At 73.6% G+C, this 17,795-nt stretch carries 10 protein-coding genes; 2 read left to right on the top strand and 8 right to left on the bottom strand.

Annotation, left to right across the window (positions count from 1 at the left end):
• Nucleotides 1-194: 194 nt before the first annotated feature.
• From AW271_RS31605 to AW271_RS31570, 8 genes are read right to left on the bottom strand one after another with little or no spacing between them, the layout of a single operon-like run.
• The gene (locus AW271_RS31605; RefSeq protein ID WP_062341273.1) at nucleotides 195-368 is read right to left on the bottom strand and encodes an MbtH family protein; all 174 of its coding nucleotides are present in this window, start codon (nucleotides 366-368) and stop codon (nucleotides 195-197) included.
• Nucleotides 365-1,294, bottom strand: coding sequence for a methyltransferase (locus AW271_RS31600; RefSeq protein ID WP_062341272.1), 930 nt, complete (start codon nucleotides 1,292-1,294; stop codon nucleotides 365-367). The genes AW271_RS31605 and AW271_RS31600 overlap by 4 nt, the downstream gene beginning before the upstream one ends.
• Nucleotides 1,275-2,573: an MFS transporter gene (locus AW271_RS31595; protein ID WP_062341271.1), complete on the bottom strand. Its 1,299-nt coding sequence runs from the start codon at nucleotides 2,571-2,573 to the stop codon at nucleotides 1,275-1,277. Before AW271_RS31595 ends, AW271_RS31600 begins: the two co-directional genes overlap by 20 nt.
• The gene (locus AW271_RS31590; protein ID WP_062341270.1) at nucleotides 2,558-6,610 is read right to left on the bottom strand and encodes a non-ribosomal peptide synthetase; all 4,053 of its coding nucleotides are present in this window, start codon (nucleotides 6,608-6,610) and stop codon (nucleotides 2,558-2,560) included. Before AW271_RS31590 ends, AW271_RS31595 begins: the two co-directional genes overlap by 16 nt.
• Nucleotides 6,607-7,314, bottom strand: a complete 708-nt coding sequence (locus tag AW271_RS31585; RefSeq protein ID WP_062341269.1) for a DUF6875 domain-containing protein — start codon at nucleotides 7,312-7,314, stop codon at nucleotides 6,607-6,609. The genes AW271_RS31590 and AW271_RS31585 overlap by 4 nt, the downstream gene beginning before the upstream one ends.
• Nucleotides 7,311-8,597 (bottom strand): FAD-dependent oxidoreductase, encoded by a 1,287-nt coding sequence (locus AW271_RS31580; RefSeq protein WP_062341268.1) that lies wholly within the window; start codon nucleotides 8,595-8,597, stop codon nucleotides 7,311-7,313. The genes AW271_RS31585 and AW271_RS31580 overlap by 4 nt, the downstream gene beginning before the upstream one ends.
• Nucleotides 8,597-11,482: a non-ribosomal peptide synthetase gene (locus tag AW271_RS31575; protein WP_062341267.1), complete on the bottom strand. Its 2,886-nt coding sequence runs from the start codon at nucleotides 11,480-11,482 to the stop codon at nucleotides 8,597-8,599. Before AW271_RS31575 ends, AW271_RS31580 begins: the two co-directional genes overlap by 1 nt.
• 7 nt (nucleotides 11,483-11,489) lie before the next feature.
• On the bottom strand, nucleotides 11,490-14,417 hold the full coding sequence (locus AW271_RS31570) for a non-ribosomal peptide synthetase (protein WP_062341266.1): 2,928 nt from the start codon (nucleotides 14,415-14,417) through the stop codon (nucleotides 11,490-11,492).
• A gap of 134 nt (nucleotides 14,418-14,551) precedes the next feature.
• Here AW271_RS31570 and AW271_RS38055 point away from each other — a divergent pair, with 134 nt between their 5' ends.
• Nucleotides 14,552-17,476, top strand: a complete 2,925-nt coding sequence (locus AW271_RS38055) for an AMP-binding protein (RefSeq protein ID WP_063818181.1) — start codon at nucleotides 14,552-14,554, stop codon at nucleotides 17,474-17,476.
• Entirely contained in the window at nucleotides 17,473-17,790 is a 318-nt protein-coding gene (locus tag AW271_RS31560) for a cupin domain-containing protein (protein ID WP_062341265.1), read from the top strand. Before AW271_RS38055 ends, AW271_RS31560 begins: the two co-directional genes overlap by 4 nt.
• Nucleotides 17,791-17,795: the final 5 nt, after the last annotated feature.

Below are 17,795 nucleotides of genomic sequence, written 5' to 3'. Positions count from 1 at the left end.
CATCATCGTTCAGACGGAGGGGACATCGATGAACGACCACCCGCATCACGACCACGAGGACGCCGACCACGAGCACGAGCTCGACTGCGGCGCCGAGGCCGCCTGTGGTCCCGGCCACTGCCACGACCACTCGGCTCACTAGCAGGAACACGTCCGGGCGGGCCGGCGCTAGGCCCGCCCGGACGCGCGTCTCGTTAGGCCGGGCGGGCGCTCTTGGGGCGCATGTCCGTCCAGACCTCCTCGATGTGGGCCAGGCACTCCTCGCGGGTGCCCTCGAAACCGTCCGGGTGCCAGCCGTCGGGGATCTCGCGGCCCGCGGGCCAGAGGGAGTACTGCTCCTCGTCGTTGCGGACGACCAGGTGGGTCACGACGTGCTCCTTGCGGTGATGAGGGTGTGCGTGGGGGAACGGGTCAGGTCGGTTCGGGTGACGTCGGCGGCGCCCGCCTCGCGGAGCCAGCCCTCCAGTTCGCCGGCCGTGTAGAGGCGGCCTCCCTGGGTGAGCCACAGGTTCAGCGCGAAGCCCTCGGTGAAGGCCTGGTCGGCCACGCCGCCGCGCGGGGTCGTCGTGGTCTCCAGGATGTGGACGTCGGCTCCCGACGCCACCGCCTCGCGCACCAGCCCCCGGGCCCGTTCGCGGGAGAAGCCGTGCACGACGTTGAACAGCAGCACGTGGTCGTAGCCCGCCAGCGTCAGCGGCTCCGCCAGGTCGGCCGCCACCAGCGGGACCACGCTGGGCGTGCCGGGCAGGTCGACGACCACCGCGTCCAGGCCGGGGGTGGCGTCCATGAACGCCTTGGCGAAGACGCCGTGGCCGCCGCCGACGTCGGCCAGCCGCCCGGCGGTCATCGGGACCAGGCCGACGACCTCTTCGGCGAGCCAGGCCGCCAGGCCCGACTGCAGCCGGTGGAAGACGGCCAGCGGCTCGGGCCGCGACGACAACCAGCGGTAGAAGTCGGCGCGCGGGCGGCCCGTGGCCAGGCCGTCGTACAGGTCGCGCCAGAACTCGCCGACGATGGCCGCCCACAGGCGGACGGGGGTGTCCCAGCCGGAGTCGGTCCACATCGGCGACGCCGTGTAGACGTCGTCGGAGCGCACGAGGTAGCCCGTCGTCGTCAGCAGGTCGAGCAGGAGGGCCAGGCCCTCCTCGTCGGCGCCGGTCTCCTTGGCCAGCTCGGCCGGCGCGCCGGGGAGCGCGTCGAAGACGCCCAGCCGGGCCGCCGCGTCGGCGGCGTAGAGGGACATCGCGCCGATCAGGTCGGTCGACGGGCCGGGGTCATGCGGTGGCAACGGCATCGGGCGCCTCCTCGGTCTTCTTCGGCGCGGGTTCGCGCAGGAACAGCACCCGTACCGCGACCAGCAGCAGGATCACGGCGTCGGCCAGGATGACGAGCGCGATGCCCCGGCCCTCGCCGGTGCCGATCAGCGAACCCGCGCTGGACGCGAGCGCCCCGTCGGGCCGCATCAGCGGGCCGGCCACGTGCTCGGCCAGCGGGCCGGCCAGCAGGTAGGCGAACGGGGAGGCGATGCCGCCGATCGAGTGCACCGTGCCGAGCACCCGGCCGAGGCTGTCGGGCTCGATGCCCGACTGGAGAACCGCGTTGCCCGAGCCCTGCACCACCGGCAGCGTGAACAGGAACGCCGCCGCCGCGAACGCGACCACCCACGGGTCGGGCCGCACCGTGTGCAGCACCAGGAAGAGCGAGCCGAGGAGCATGAACACGCCCATGCCGCGCACGCGCTTCTTCGGGCCGCCCCACACGCCCATCACCAGGCCGCCGAGGAACACCCCCGACCCGCCGGCGAACATCAGCGCGCCCAGCACGGCCGGCGACCCGAACGACAGGATCAGCGGCTGCACCAGCACCCCGGCGACGGCGAAGCAGAAGTTGTACGCCGTGAACGTCAGCGTCAGCGACATCAGGTCGCGCCGCCGCCGCAGGTAGTGCCAGCCGTACGACAGATCGGCCAGCGGGGCCCTGGCCGAGCCGGCCCCGGGGGCCTTCACCACCGAGGCGGGCAGCTTGACCACCAGCAGCGTGGTCACCGCCAGCGCGAAGGTGACCAGGTCGAGCACCAGCACGCCGGTCATGCCGATCGCGCCGAGCAGCGCCCCGGCCGCCAGCGGGGCGGCGATCTGGGTGGCCATGGTGATCTGCATCAGGCCGTTGGCGCGGGCGAGGTGGCGTTCGGGGATGAGCAGCGGGGTCATCGCCTGGTAGGTCGTCAGGTGCAGGGTGCCGCAGATCGCGCCCACGAGCGAGCCGAGGCAGATGTGCCACACCTGGAGCGCGTCGTTGTAGAGCAGCAGCGCCTGCACGCCGGTGCTGGCCGCCACGACGCAGTCGCTGATGATCAGGACGCGCCGCCGGTCGAACCGGTCGACGATCACCCCGGCGAACGGGCCGACCAGGATCGCGGGCAGCAGCCCCGACAACATGACCAGCGCGAACAGGGTGGTCGACTGGGTGTTCTGGTAGACCCAGACGCCCAGCACGAAGCCCGTCAGGCTCGATCCGACGCCGGAGACCAGCGACGACAACCAGACGATGCCGAATCTCACGAGGTCAGGCACATCGCCTCCACGTAACGCCGGATGAGCGCCCGGTCGGCGGGCGGGCAGGTGATCCCGGCGGCGGTCAGCACCCTGCGGGTGCGCGAACAGTCGAACCACGGCCGGGGGAAGACCGGCCGCTCCTCGGGGAGTTCGGTGACGAACGCCGCGAGCGGCAGGTCGGGCAGCCCGTCGTGCACGGCCGCCCGCCACTCGTCCCAGGCCACCAGCCGCACCCCGAGGGCTTCGGCGATCTCCGCGTAGCTGATCGTCGCCTCGTTAAAGTAGTGGTGGTCCTCCCCCGCGCCGTGCAGCACGTGGTGGACGATGCCGTCGGCGACGTGGTCGACCGGGGAGACGTCCTCGTCGAAGGGCAGGTCGGGGGCCATGCCGAGCCGGGTCATCGTGGCCAGCAGGCGGCTGAAGTAGTCGCCGTCGTTGCCCCAGCCGGTCCGGCTGTCGCCGCCGATCCGGGCCGGGCGGTGGATCGAGACCGGGACGCCACGCTCCCGCGCCCGCGCGGCGAGCCGGTCGGCGACCCATTTGGTCTGGTTGTAGCCGCCGCCCAGGCCGGTCGGGTCCTCCGGCACGTCGGCCTCGGTGATCCGGCGGCTCTGGTACGCCTTGCCGAGGTGCACCCCGAGCGTCGAGACGTGGTGCACGGGCACGCCCCCGCCGAGCGCCGCCAGCCGCAGCACCTCCAGGGTGCCGCCGACGTTGACGTCCTTCAGCCGGTGGTACGGCTCCGCGAAGTTGATCAGCCCGCCGTTGTGACAGACGACGTCGACCCGGTCGGCGAGCTCCCGGAACGCCTCCTCGGACAGCCCGAACCGCGGCGATCCGAGGTCGCCGGGGATGCCGACGACCCGCGCTTCGGGCAGGCCCTGCGCGGCGAGCGCGGCCCTGACCCGGGCCTCGGCCGCGGCCGGGCTGCCGGCCCGGACCAGGCAGAGCAGTTCCGAGACGGGGGCCAGCCGGGCGGCGAGATGGGCCCCGAGGAAGCCGGTCGCGCCGGTGAGCAGGACCGTTATCCCCGACCGTGTCCTCGGGACGGTCACCCGGACGTCGTCGGGCAGCACCGCCTCCGCGAGCAGGTCGGGTTCGTCCGAGACCGCGTGGGTGCCCTCGATCGTGGCGGCGAGCTCGGCCAGGTCGGCCGTCTCGAACAGGGCGCGCAGCGGGAGGGCGACGCCGAGCCGGTCCTTCAGCGCGGCCAGCACCCGGGCCGCGAGCAGCGAGTGGCCGCCGAGCTCGAAGAAGTTGTCGCGCCGCCCGACCCGCCGGTCGCCCGCGACGACCACCGACCAGACGTCGGCGACCGCCTGTTCGGCCGGGGTCCGGGGGGCCTCGTACGGGGCCGACACCGTGACCTCGGGCAGGGCGGCCGTGTCGACCTTGCCGTGGCTGGTGCGGGGCACCGTCTCCAGCGCCACGAACACGTCGGGCACGAGGTAGTCGGGCAGCCGTTCGCGCAGGTGGGCGCGGAGGTCCGGCTCCCCGGCGACGAACGCGACCAGCCGGTCGCCGACCGCCGTGACATGGGCGTCGCGGACGCCGGGGTGCGCGGTCAGCGCCGCCTCGACCTCGCCCGGTTCGATGCGGTGGCCGCGCACCTTGAGCTGGCGGTCCCTGCGCCCGGCGAACTCGAAGGTGCCGTCGAGCCGCCGCCGGACCAGGTCGCCGGTCCGGTACATGCGCGCGCCCGGCGCCCCTGAGAACGGGTCGGGCACGAACCGGTCGGCGGTCATCGCCGGCTGCCCGAGGTAGCCCCAGGCCAGGCAGTCGCCCGCGAGATGCAGTTCGCCGTAGACGTTGTCGGGGGCGAGCCCGCCGTGCCCGTCGACGACGTGCGCCCGCACGTGCGGCAACTCGGCGCCGATGGGCAGGTGCAGCAGGTCGGTGGACGCCACGGCCGTGTGTGTGGTGGCGCACACTGTCGCCTCGGTCGGGCCGTAGTGGTTGACCAGCGGGGTGCCGGTCGCGGCCAGCCAGGCCGCCAGCGCCGAGGCGGGCACCGACTCGCCGCCGACCATCATCAGCCGGACCGGCCAGTCGACCGTGCGTCCGGCCAGTTCGTCGGCCCAGCGCCGCCAGAGCGAGGCCGCCGTGTCGACGGCGGTGATCCCGTGGCGCTCGACGAAGGCCAGCAGGGCGTCGGCGTCGAGGCGGGCCGGTTCGTCGTGCAGGACCAGCGCGCCGCCGGTGGAGAGCACCGGGAACAGGTCGCCGACCGACGCGTCGAAGGTCAGCGGCGGGATCATCAGCACCCGGTCGGCGGACGTGAACCCGTGAACGTCCGTGAACGCCTTCGTGAACCGCCGCAGGGAGTCGTGCCCGACGGCGACGCCCTTGGGCGCGCCGGTCGAGCCCGAGGTGAAGATGACGTACGCCAGCGAACTCGGTTCCACCGGAGCGTGGTCGCGCGGGTGGAAGCCGTCGTGGTCGACGACGCCCACGGCGTTGGCCGCCGCCAGCAGCTGTTCCGCCCTCTCCGGCGGGTGGGCCGGGTCGAGCGGCAGATAGGCGCAGCCCGCGTGGAGGATGCCCACGATGGCGGCGACGGCGTCGGGCCCGGCGGGCAGGCGCACCCCGACGACGCTGCCGCGGGCCGCTCCGGCCAGCGACGACTCCACCGAAGCGGCCCGGCGCAGCAGCTGGCGGTAGGTCACCGTCTCGGCGTCGGTGATCACGGCGGGCTCGTCGGAGGGCCGGATCTCCCACTCCGGCGCCTCGGAGGAGACCGCGCCCATGGATCGGGTCTGGAGCGGGACGTCCCAGACCCCCTGGTCGGCGTCGTCGACGGTCGCGCGCAGCACGGCGACCATGTGGTGGCCGATCGCGTCGACCGAGGCGGCGTCGAACAGGTCGGTGGCGTAGTCGAGGTGCACGCCGTCGCCCTCGACCACGACCGTCAGGTCGAAGCGGGCCGGCGGCGCGGCCAGCAGGTAGGCCCGGCCGGTCAGCCCCGGCGCGACCTCGATCGCCCCGCCGGGCTCCCCGGTCACCAGCATCACCTGGAAGATCGGGTTGTGGCTGAGGTCGCGCCGCCCGCCGGTCAGCTCGACGACCGAGTCGAACGGCAGCGTGCGGTGGTCGAGCGCGGTCATGGTCGTCTCGCGGGCGAGCCGGACGACCTCCCGCAACGTCGGGTTCCCGGTCAGGCGGGTGCGCAGCGCGACCGTGTTGACGAACATGCCGGCCGTGCGCTCCAGCTCGGGCAGCTCGCGGTCGCTGACCGGGGTGCCGACGACGACGTCGTCGGTGTCGGCCAGCCGGGCCAGCACGACGTTGAGCGCGGCCAGCACGACCATGAACACGGTCGTCCGGTTGGCCTGCGCCCACCCCCGCAGCTCCCCGGCGAAGCCCTCGGGGTAGACGACCGACCGGCGTTCGCCGTCGAAGGTCGGCCGGGCCGGGCGCGGCCGGTCGAGGGGCAGGTCGAGCAGCCCGCTGACGCCGTCGAGCCGCTCCTTCCAGAAGGCCCGGTCGGCCGCGTCGGTGTCGCGGGTCGAAAGCCAGGCCGCGTAGTCGGGGTACTGCACCTGGACGGGCAGCAGGCTCTCCCCCCGGTAGAGGGCGTACAGCTCGTCGAACAGGATGCCGGTGGTCTCGCCGTCGCACACGATGTGGTGCCAGCACATCGCCAGCACGTGCCCGTCGCCGTGCGGGATCAGCAGGGCGCGCATCATGGGGGCGCGGGCGAGGTCGAACCCGTACGAGAGGAACTCCTCGATGGTGCCCTCGGTGGAGAAGGGCACCTCCACCGCGTCGAGGACGTGCTGGTAGGGCACCCCGTCGCGGACCACGATCGCGGTGCGCAGGGACTCGTGCCGGGCCGCCAGCGCGTCGATCGCCCGGCGCATCCGGGGCACGTCGAGGTCGCCGGTCAGCTCGTGGGCCGCCCAGCACAGGTAGCGGTCGCCGTCGAAACCGGCCTGGTCGAGGAACCACAACCGTTCCTGCGACGGGGCCAGCGGCGCGTCGGCGTCCGGGGCGCGGGGCGGGATCCCCGACCGCCGGGCCGCGACCCGCGCCATGCGTTCGGACAGTTTGCTCACGAGGGCACCACGTCCCGCAGATGGGCCGGGATCCGGTCGCCGAAGATGGCGCGGTACGCCGACACGTGCTGGTCGCGCGAGGTCAGGAACGGCAGGTCGGTGCTGACCATGTGCCGCACGACGAGCATCGGGACCGGCGCCTCCAGCGGGCGCAGCAGCGGGTTCCACAGGCCGCCCTTGTCGGGCGGGCCGTCGTGGAACTCGCCGACCATGACCCCGGCGGGCACGTGCCGGTCCTTGAGGATCTCCTGGGCGCCGTCGATCAGGTCGAGCCGCCGGCCCGCGTCGGGGAACAGCACCAGCACGGCCGTGTGCATGGAGTCGGCGATCAAGCGAGACGCGGGCGGCCGAAGGCCGACCGTGGCTCGCGCCGGGGAATCTGCCTCAATTGAACGCGGGGCGAGTTCGCCGAACCACTGGCGGTAGGGCTCGACGGCGGCGACCACCTCCTCGACGGTCTTGGGCCGCCCGGGGCGGATGGCGAGCAGGAACCGGCCCCGGTCGATGGAGCCCTGGGCGTACGGGCAGACGGGCCCGCGGCGGCCCAGTTCCGGGTGGGGGCGGCACAGGTACTCGCGCGCCCAGGCCGTCACGGTGCGGAGCTGGCGGATGTACATGGCGCCCAGCGGGTGGAGGGGGCGCCCGCTCTCGACGTCCTTGACGTCGAAGAGGCGCAGGGTCGGCTCGTCGGGGTGGGTGATCACTTGGGGTGCCTCCTGTCGCGGCGCCAGAGGAGCGCGGCCGCCAGCCCCACGGCCGCCGTCATCCCTCCCGCGCGGACGATCCGGTCCTGCGTTCGCGCACGCCGCAGCGCTTCCCCGTACGGCATGGTGGTGTGGCTGACCATCGTGTAGAGCGGTCGCCACCTGTCGGGCAGCAGCCGGCTGAGCACGGTGTCCACCTGCTTGCGGGCCAGGTGGAGCGGGGAGCGCAGCCGGTCGCGGAGTTCCAGGAAGTTGTCCGCCGACAGGTCGGCGAGCACGTCGGTGTGCGGTTTCCTGCGCCGCTGGTACGCGGCGAACGCCGCGCCGAGATCGCCGGGCCGGGCCTCGACGCACTCGGCGAGGACGACGCAGTCCTCGAACGCCGAGTTCATGCCCTGCCCGTAGAAGGGGTAGACGGCGTGGCAGGCGTCGCCGATCAGCACCGCGCGGCCGTCCTCGTGCCACTTGGAGGTCCGCACGGTGACCAGGTGGCCGACCGGGTTGCGGGCCAGCTGCCCCGCCAGGTCGGGCAGGTCGGCGGCCGGCAGCACGCTCTTCACGAACGCCGCCAGGTCGGGCCGGGCGAGATCGTGGTGGTCCATGAACAACGTGCAGGTCAGCGACCCGTCGACGTTGGGGTGGGCGACCATGAGGCCCTGGTCTCCGGGCCAGACGTGCAGCGCCTCCAGCCGTTCGGTGAACGGCAGGTGCAGCTCCTTGTAGCCCCACGGCAGGAACTCCTGCCGGAAGTCGGCCGGCCGGCCGCGCAGGAGTTCGGCACGCACCGCCGAGAACGCTCCATCGGCGCCGACGATCACATCGGGGGTGATCGTCTCGCCGCCCGCCCGGAACGACGGGGCGTCCCGGTCGATCTCGGTGACCGGGGTGCCGAAGAAGAACCGCACGCCCTGGAGCTTCTCCGCGTGCTCGACCAGGGTCCGGCTGAGGGCGTCGCGCCGGATCGAGTGGAGGATCTCGCCGGGGTCGCGCCCGTACGGGTGGAAGAACGGCCGGCCCTCCCTCGGGTGGACGTAGCGGCCGCGCATCGGGACGGTGTGGGTGCGCACCGCGTCCCACAACCCGGCCTTGCGCAGGGCGCCGATGCCCCGGGCCGACAGGCCCAGGTTGATCGACCGGCCCTCGTCGGGCGGCGCGACCCGGGGGTCGGCCCGGCGTTCGTAGACGTCGACGCGGTGGCCCTGCCCGGCCAGGTACACGGCCAGCAGTGAACCTGCCAGCCCCGCACCGACCACCGCGAAATGGATGTTCAGGTCGTCGCGCATCAGCGCTCGGCCTCCTCCAGGATCTCGTCGACCGCGGCCGCGAACTCGGCGACCGTACGGCTGGCGAACAGGGTGCGCACCGGGACGACCAGGTCGACGGCCCGGCGGATGCGCGCCACCACGCGGGTGGCGAGCAGCGAGTGCCCCCCGAGGGCGAAGAAGTCGTCGGCGGCCCCCACGCGGGGCACCCCGAGCACTTCGCCGAATATCTGTGCGACCAGCTCCTCGGCGTCGGTCCGGGGGGCGACGTACGCCTCTCCGGCCACGCCGGGGGCGGGCAGCGCCGCCCTGTCGAGCTTGCCGTTCCGGGTCAGCGGCAGCTCGGGCAGCGGGACGATGTGGCCCGGCACCAGGTGCTCGGGCAGGGTGCGCCGCAGGTGGGCGCGCAGATCGGCCGGGTCGGGGTCGCCCGTGACGTAGGCGGCCAGCGAGCCGTCGAGCGCGATCACGGCGGCGCTCCGCACCGAGGGGAAGGCGGTCAGCGCGGCCTCGACCTCGCCGGGCTCGACGCGGACGCCCCTGATCTTGACCTGGTCGTCGAGGCGGCCGAGGAACTCCAGCTCGCCGTCGGCCCGGACGCGGGCGCGGTCGCCGGTGAGGTAGCGGCGGCCGTTCGGCGCGGGCACGAACCGTTCGGCGGTCAGGCGCGGCCGGTTCAGGTAGCCCCACGCGACGCCGGCGCCGCCGATGGCGAGTTCGCCGGGCACGCCCGGCGGCACCTCCCGGCCGGCGGAGTCGAGCACGGCGACCGTGGAGCCCGCGATCGGGCGGCCGATCGACGGCTTGCCGTCACCGAGGTCGGCGGCCGTGGCGATCACGGTGGCCTCGGTGGGCCCGTAGGTGTTGACGAGGCGGACCCGATCGCCGAAACGGCTGCGCCAGCGCTTGACCGCCGAGGCCGCGACGGGGTCGCCGCCGAGGATGACGAGCCGAAGATTCGGCGGCCAGGCGATCTCGTCGATCTCCTCGACGAGGGCATGCCAAAAGGAGGTCGGCAAATCGAGCACGGTTACTCGCGCCCCTTCGGAAGTGGTCAGGAAATCCGGCAGGGTGCGCCCGCCATTGGGCAGCATCACGACCGTAGCCCCCGCTTCCAAGGATGGGAAGATCTCTTCCACGTGGGCGTCGAATCCCAGTTCAGAAAACTGCGCCACACGGTCGCCGGGCTGCAGGTCATAGGCCATGCGCATCCAGGAAACGCGTTCCGATACGCTTTGGCGATCGATCATGACACCTTTTGGCAGACCGGTTGACCCCGATGTGTAAAGCACATACGCGGGTAAGGAATGGTCGGAGATTTCTGTCAGAGAGGGCCCGCTCAAATCCCCGGGGCGCACGGCCGCAATTCCCTGCACGAACGCCGCGTCGGCCACCAGAATGCGCGCGTCCCCGTCTCGGAGCAAGGTCGAAATGCGGGCCGCCGGGAATGCCGGATCGACCGGCAGATAGGCGGCCCCGGCCCGCCAGACGGCGAGCAGGACCGGCACGAGGTCGAGGGTCCGCCGCAGGCTCACCCCCACGACGTCACCGGGCCGCACCCCGCGCGCGGCCAGTCCCGACGCCATACGCTCGACGCGTTCACCCAGCTCCCGATAGGTGAGCTCGGCGCCGTCGCAGGCGACGGCCGGGGAATCGGGGTCGATCTCGGGCGGCGGGCCGACCGCCGGTTCCGGCGGGGTCGTCGCGGTGTCCAGGGCGCAGAAGAGGTCGAGGTCGCCGCATCGTTCGCCGGGGCGCTTCGCGATGTCGTCCAAAAGCGCCTGGAACCGCCGCGCGAAACGCTCGGCCGTGGCCCGGTCGAAACGGCCCCTGTCGTAGGTGAGCACCAGCCCGGTCTCGGCCGGGCCCTGGTAGACGTCGAGGGACAGGTCGCACTTGGCCGAGGCGAGGCCCGAGTCGTAGATCTCGACGTCGAGGTCGCCGAGGCGGGGGCGCCGGGTCGTGGTCCGGGTGTACTGGAACATCGCCTGGAACCGCACCCCGCCGGGCACGTCGCCGTGGTCGAACGAGCGCAGCACGGCGCCCCGCGCGCGGCGCAGCGCCTCGGTGAACGGCGGGTCGTCGCCCAGGTCGGCGCGGAGCATCGCCAGGCCGGTGAAGTAGCCGACCAGGGGTTCGGTGTCGACGCGGTCGCGGCCGAGCACCGGCACGGCGACGCAGACGTCGCGCTGGGCGGCGTGCCGGGCCAGGAACACCTGGAAGGCGGCCAGCAGCACCATGAACAGGGTGCCGCGTTCCGCCCTGGCGAGCGCCTCCAGCCCGCCGACCAGCTCCGGCGGCAGGGTGGCGAAAATCTGGCCGCCTTCGCCGGTCGCGCGGGGCCGGTCGCCGGGCAGGTCGAGGACCGGCAGGCAGCGCAGCTCCTCGGCCCAGTAGTCGGGATGGGAGCGCTCGCCGCGCGCGACGTGGTCGGCGAAGGTGATCGGCAGCGGGGGGAGCACGCCGCCCCGGTAGAGCACGTCGAGCTCGCGCAGCAGCACGTCGACCGACCAGCCGTCGGCCGCGATGTGGTGGACGACCAGGCAGAGCACGTGGTCGTCGGGGGCCACCGTGATCAGGGTGAACCGGGCGACCGGCCCGGCGGCCAGGTCGAACGGCCGGTTGGCGCGTTCGGCCACGGCCGCCAGTGGATCGCCGGTCTCGATCCGCTCCAGCGCCGGCCCGTCAGGGGTGACCAGCCGGACCGGGTCGCCGTCGCCGTCCTCGGCGTACCGGCCGCGCAGCACGTCGTGCCGCAGGGTGAGCGCGGTGAGCGCGGCCTCCAGCGCCGCCTCGTCGAGGCGGCCCCGGATCCGCAGGGCCACCGGCATGTTGTACGACGCGTCGGCCGGGTCGAGGCGCTGCAGGAACCAGAGCCGCCGCTGCCCGGCCGACAGCGCACTCACCGTGCACTCACAGTTCGGCCCGGCGATCGGCCACGTCGGCGGCGATCCCGGCCACGGTCGGCACGTCGAAGAACACGTAGAACGGCACGTCGACGCCGAGCCGGTCGTGGATGCGGGCGGCGATCCTGGCGATGGTCAGCGAGTGGCCGCCGAGCTCGAACAGGCTCTCGTCGTCGCCGATGTGGTCGAGCCCGAGGACCTCCTCCCAGATCTCCCGCACGACCTCGGCCGTGTCGTCGGTGGCCGCCCCGATTCCGTCCTCGGCCGACATCTCGGGCGCGGGCAGCGCCGCCCGGTCGAGTTTGCCGTTCGGGGTCAGCGGCATCCGGTCGAGCGCCACGAACACGCTCGGCACCATGTAGGCGGGCAGCACCCGCGCCGCCTCGCGCCGCAGGTCGCCGACGGCGCCGACCGTGTAGGCGACGAGCTCCTCGTCGTGGACGGCCACCGCCGCCTCCTGGGCGTGCCCGAGCAGCACGGCCTCGATCTCGCCGAGCTCGATGCGGTGCCCCCGGACCTTGACCTGGTCGTCGGTGCGCCCGAGGAACTCCAGCCCGCCGTCCCTGACCCGGACCCGGTCGCCGGTCCGGTACATGCGCGCCCCCGCGTCGCCGAACGGGCACGGCAGGAACCGTTCGGCCGTCAGCGCGGGCCGGCCGAGATAGCCGCGGGCCAGCCCGGCCCCGGTGATGTACAACTCGCCGGGCACCCCGGTCGGCGCCGGCCGCAGGTCGTCGTCGAGCACCAGCAGCCCGGTCGCCGCCAGCGGCCCGCCGATCGAGATCCGCGCCGGGTCGGGCGGCACCTCGGCGATGGCCGACCAGATCGTGGTCTCGGTCGGCCCGTAGACGTTGAACAACCGGGCCACCCTCGGCCGCAACCGCGCCGCCAGCGGCAACGGCAGCGCCTCGCCGCCGACCAGGGCGGTGACGGGCGCCTCGAACCCGGCGTCGGCCAGCAGCCGCCAGGTCGAGGGCGTGGCCTGGACGTGCGTGACGCCGTGGGCCGAGACCAGCGCCCGCAACGCGTCGCCGTCGGCGGCCTGCGCCTCGGTCGCGATCACCACCCGGCCGCCGGTGATCAGCGGCAACCACAGTTCGAGCCCGGAGATGTCGAACGACAACGACGTGACGGCCAGCCAGGTGGCCGAGGGGTCGGACCGGGTCTCGTCGCGGATCGACAACAGCAGGTTCGTCAGCGCGGCGTGCCCGATCTCGACGCCCTTGGGCCGTCCGGTCGACCCGGAGGTGTAGATGACGTAGGCCCGGTCGCCGGGTGGTCCGGGGGTGTGACCCTCGGGTCCGTCTCCGTCGAGGGAGACGCGCACCGGGCCGGTCAGACCGGCCGTCGCGTCGGCCAGCAGCGCGCTCGCGCCGCTGTCGGCCAGCACGTAGTCGAGCCGGTCGGCCGGATAGGCCGGGTCGAGCGGCAGGTAGGACGCGCCCGCCCGCCAGATGCCCAGCACACCCGCGACCAGCCGCTCCGACCGCGCCGCCGAGACGGCCACGAGGTCGCCGGGGCGGACCCCCGCCCGCTGGAGCCGGGCCGCGACCGCGTCGGCCTCGGTCAGCAGTTCGCGGTAGGTGAGCCTGCGGTCGCCGATGACGGCCACGGCGTCCGGGGTCCGGGTGGCCTGGGCCGCCACCAGGTCGGGCACCGCCGCCGCGCCGGGGTGGGCGCGCGGGGACCACAGGCCGGGCGGATCCTCGCCGACCGGCAGCGCGGCCAGCGGCGTCGCCGGGTCGTCGGTGACGTGCCGGAGCACGTCGAGCAGGTGGGCGGCGACGCGTTCGGCGTCCGGGCGCGGCATCGACGCGGGCGGGAACTGGAGCATCACGCCGAGCCCGTCGGGGCCGTCGACCAGGTGGAACCGCAGGGCGTTGCGGGCGACGTGGTTGAACGCCACCCAGGTCACCTCGGTCCGCAGGCCGGGGAACTCGGGGGGCGCGATACGCCGCCGGTAGGTGAGGGAGACGGGGGCCAGCGCGACGCCGGGCCTGGTGCCGGGGGCGGCCCGGCCGAGGGGCACCTCGCGCACCCGGTAGAGCTCGCGCAGCCCGGCCCTGACCTGCCGGGCGTGGTCGGTGAAGGGGGTCTCGGGCCGGGGGTCCGACGTGAACGGCAGTTCGTTGACGTGGACGCCGATGCGCTCGCCCGCCTCGGCCTGGCGGGTGCCGAGGTCGAGGGCGGTGACGGGCCGGCTGTTGCCGTACCGGAACAGCAGCGCGTGCACCGAGGCCACGACCAGCTCGAAGCGGGTCACCCCCAGCTGGGCGGCGGCCTTCTCCAGGATCGGCTCGGTCAGGAAGAACTCGACCGACTCCCCCGGCTGGACCGCGTCGTCGGGCCGGTCGAGGCCCGGCAGCACGACGTCGGGGAACTCGGTCGGCCGCCCCGACCAGTAGGCCCGCGCGGCCGGCAGCCCCTCGGCGACCCGGCGGGCCTCGGCGGCGACGTCGAACGACTCCGGCGCCTCGACCGGCACGGCCTGCCCGTAGAGGCGGGCCAGGTCGGCGACGAAGACGTCGGTCGACTGGCCGTCGAAGACCAGGTGGTGGGCCACGACCAGCAGCTCGTGCTCGGCCGGGCCGAGCCGGAACAGCGTGATCCGGGTCAGCGGCCCGGCGGCCAGGTCGAAGGGCCGCAGGATCGCCTCCCGCCGCGCGCCGGCTAATCGGTCGGGATCGGTCTCGATGATCTCGAAGGGCGGCGGCGGCCCCTCGACCTGGTAGGGAGCCCCGGCCTCCTCGCGGACCGCCGCCCGCAGGGCGGGGTGCAGGGTGGCCACGCCCGCGCAGGCGTGGCGCAGCGCGTCCACATCGAGGTCACCGGAGAACCGGATCGCGAAAGGCATGTGGTGGACGGCCCCCGCGCCGCCGAGACGTTCGTTGAACCAGATGCCGCTCTGCGGCACCGAAAGTGGTACTCGTGACATTGCCTGCCCCAACGCTTCGCTTATTTCGTGAGTATGACCAGAAATTGCATTCACTTGCTAGATACTTGTGAGGATTCGTCTGGTCTGATTTACTCCCCTTCCGACCGTCTGCCGGACGCGGAAGAGGTGGGCCCATGACCGCGACCCTCCCCCACTTACTTCGAGCGAGGGCCGTCGAACAACCGGACAGAACCGCCCTGATCAGCACAGACGGGCGAGAGCTGACGTTCGGCGAATGGGACGCGGGAGCCGACTCCGGGGCGTGCGCGCTGCTCGGCAAGGGCTTGCAACGCGGCGATCGGGTCGGCTTGCTCTTCGATAACGATCGATGGGTGGATTTCGCCATCGCCTGCATGGCCGTCTTGCGGGCCGGTGGCGTCGCCGTGCCACTGTCCGCCCGGCAGTCGGCGGCCACGCTCCAGGTGATGACCGACGACTGCGAAGCGCAGTGGGTGCTGAGCGAGGCGCCGTCGGGCTCGGGGGTGCCCGACGTCGACCTCTCCCCCGGCGACCCGGCCCAGATCCTCTACACCTCCGGCACCACCGGGAAACCGAAGGGCGTGCTGGCCACCCACGCCAACCTGGCCTGGGGACACGCGCCGAACCCGCCCTTCCGGGCCTTCGGCCACTCGGCGCACTTCCTGCACGCGTTCCCGATCGGCACCAACGCCGGGCAGATGATGCTGGTCAACACCCTGACGGCGCATCCCATCGCCGTCGCGGCGGCCCGCTTCGACGCGGCGGAGTTCTGCGGCTTGATCGAGAAGTTCCGCGCCGGAACGGTCTTCGTGGTGCCCGCGATGGCGACCGAACTGCTCGACTCGGGGGCCTGGCGCGACCACGACCTGTCGAGCGTGGTACTGCTGAGCTCGTCGGCCGACGCGCTGCCGCCCCGCGTGGCGGCCGGCCTGCCGGAGGCGTTCCCGAGGGCCACGATCGTCAACTACTACACCTCGACCGAGGCGGTCCCGGCCCAGACGACGATGATCGTCGACCCCCGCCGCCCCGACTCGGTCGGCCGCGCGACCGCCCGCGGCGACCTGAAGATCGCCGACGAGGCGGGCACGCCGCTGCCCCCCGGCGAGGTCGGCGAGGTGTGGCTACGGGCCCCCGCCGCCCAGCGGACCTACTACGGCGACGCCGGGACCAGCGCGAAGACCTTCAGGAACGGCTGGACCCGGATGGGCGACCTGGGCCGCCTCGACGCCGACGGCTACCTCTACCTGGTCGGCCGGGAGAGCGACGTGGTGAAGTCGGGCGGCCTCAAGATCTCGTTGCCGCAGGTCGAGACGGCCGTCCGGGAGCACCCGTCGGTCGCCGACGCGGCCGTGGTCGGCCTGCCGCACGCCACGATGGGCCAGATGATCGCCGCCGCCGTGGTGCGGAGACAGGCGGAGCTCACCGCCGACCGGCTGCGAACCTTCCTGCACCAGCGGCTGGCCCGCAACGAGGTGCCCTCGCGTTACGTCTTCGTCGACGCGCTGCCGCGCAACGAGCTCGGGAAGGTCGTCAAGGCCGAGGTCCGGGCGTTGTTCACGGTCGCCGGACCGGCCGGCCGGCCGCTGGAGTCGGCCGAGGAGCGGGCCCTGGCCCGGTTGTGGACGGGTGTGCTCGGGGTGCCCGCCACCAGCGCGGACGACGACTTCTTCGCCCTCGGCGGGGACTCCCTCAGAGCCGCCCAGCTCGCCGCCCGGGTGGCCGAGAGGTTCGGGGTCCCCGTCGAGGGGACGTTCGTGTTCGACCGGCCCGTGCTGGGCCGCCAGGCCGCCCAGATCCGGGACGCCGTCGCCACCGTCTCCGGCGGCGACGACGTGGTTCTGGCGGACGGCGCCCTCTCCGGAGTGCAGGCCCACTGGTGGCGGTGGATGCACGCCTCCGGAGAGCGGCGTCACATGCCGCCCGTGCACGTCGCGGTCCGGGTCCCCGGCGGGCTCGACCTCGGCGTGCTGGCGCGGGCGGTGGCCGAGCTCGTCCGGCGGCACGACAGCCTCCGGACGGTCTTCCGCGACCCGGGCGTGGGGCCGGTGCTCGACTCGCTCGACGTGCCGATCGGCGTCCACCGGCGGGAGACCGAGGCGGAGGCCGCAATGCTGGCGGCCGAGCGGGTGCGGGCGCCGTTCGACGTCGAGGCCGGGCCGCTGCTGCGGGTCGAGGTGATCGAGCTGCCGCGAGGGTGCGTGCTGGTCGTCTCCGTCCACCACCTGGTCTTCGACGGCGGCTCGGCCACGGTGCTGCTGCGGGAGCTCGGCGTGCTCTACTCCGCCTTCCGGCACGGCGCCCCCTCGCCGCTGCCCCCGGCGGTCTCCTACGGCGATGTGGTCGCGTGGGAACGCCTCGAATGGACGCGGCACCGCCCCTGGTGGGAGGCCACGCTGGAGGGCGCTCCGGCGTCTCTGGAGCGCCTCCCCGGACGGGCCCGCGACGTGCGCCGCTACCTGGCCGACGCGTTTCCCTTCGACGTCCCGGACGTGCGCGAGCTGGCCCGCTCGCGGGGCGCCACGGTGTCGATGACGCTGGCGGCGGCCTGGGCGCTGACCCTGGGCTCCTGGGCGCGGGCCCCCGAGCTCGTGGTCGCCACCCCGGTCAGCGGCCGGTCGAAGCCCGGGTTCGAGAACGCGGTCGGCTGCCTGTTCCGCTGGAACCTGATCACGGTGCCGGGGACGGGCGCGCTGCCCGACGTGGTCGACCACGTCAGGCGCGAGTCGCTGGCGGCCGCCGAGCGCCAGTTCCACGACTGGGGCCACCTGCACGCGGCGGTGCCGTTCCCGGCGTACTTCCGGTTCGAGAGCTGGGGACACCCGGCCCACCTGCCGGGGGTGCCGTCGGAGGAGTTCGACGTCCCGGCCGGCCCGATCATGGAGTGGACGCTCCCCGACGACGACCCCGACCTGCACCCGCCGGAGATCCTGATCAGCGAGTCGCACGACGGGACGCTGCGCGGCCAGCTCATCTACAACCGCCACGCCTACGAGGCGTCCGCCATCGCCGCCCTGGCCGCCGACTTCGTCCGGCGGATCACGGGTGTCGTCGACGCCGGCCGGGGAACGGCCACGGAATGAACTCCGACGTCGATCTGACAACCGGCGCGGGCGAGTGCCTGGAGAAGGCACGAAGCTCGGCCCACGGCCGCGACGCCCATCTGGTGCTCCACGATGGCCCGTTGCGTCAAACGCTGATCGCCTTGACCGCCGGCTCCGAACTGGCCGAGCACCAAGCGCCGCCCGCGGCCAGCCTGCAGGTCCTGACCGGATCGGTCGTCCTCGACGGGACCACGCACCACAGCGGCGCGCTGGCCCCCATCCCGCACCGCCGTCACAGCCTGAGAGCGGTGGAGGACTCCGTCGTGCTGCTGACCACGGTCACCGGGATCTGACCCGC

This window comes from Herbidospora sakaeratensis (genome assembly GCF_001570525.1).
Classification (GTDB): Bacteria; Actinomycetota; Actinomycetes; order Streptosporangiales; family Streptosporangiaceae; genus Herbidospora; species Herbidospora sakaeratensis.
This window is presented reverse-complemented; position numbering and strand designations above follow the sequence as displayed.

Coding starts and splice junctions, on each gene's coding strand:
- AW271_RS31600 (WP_062341272.1), bottom strand. CDS start 1,294: ATGCCGTTGCCACCGCATGACCCCGGCCCGTCGACCGACCTGATCGGC.
- AW271_RS31580 (WP_062341268.1), bottom strand. CDS start 8,597: ATGCGCGACGACCTGAACATCCATTTCGCGGTGGTCGGTGCGGGGCTG.
- AW271_RS31570 (WP_062341266.1), bottom strand. CDS start 14,417: ATGTCACGAGTACCACTTTCGGTGCCGCAGAGCGGCATCTGGTTCAAC.
- AW271_RS38055 (WP_063818181.1), top strand. CDS start 14,552: ATGACCGCGACCCTCCCCCACTTACTTCGAGCGAGGGCCGTCGAACAA.
- AW271_RS31560 (WP_062341265.1), top strand. CDS start 17,473: ATGAACTCCGACGTCGATCTGACAACCGGCGCGGGCGAGTGCCTGGAG.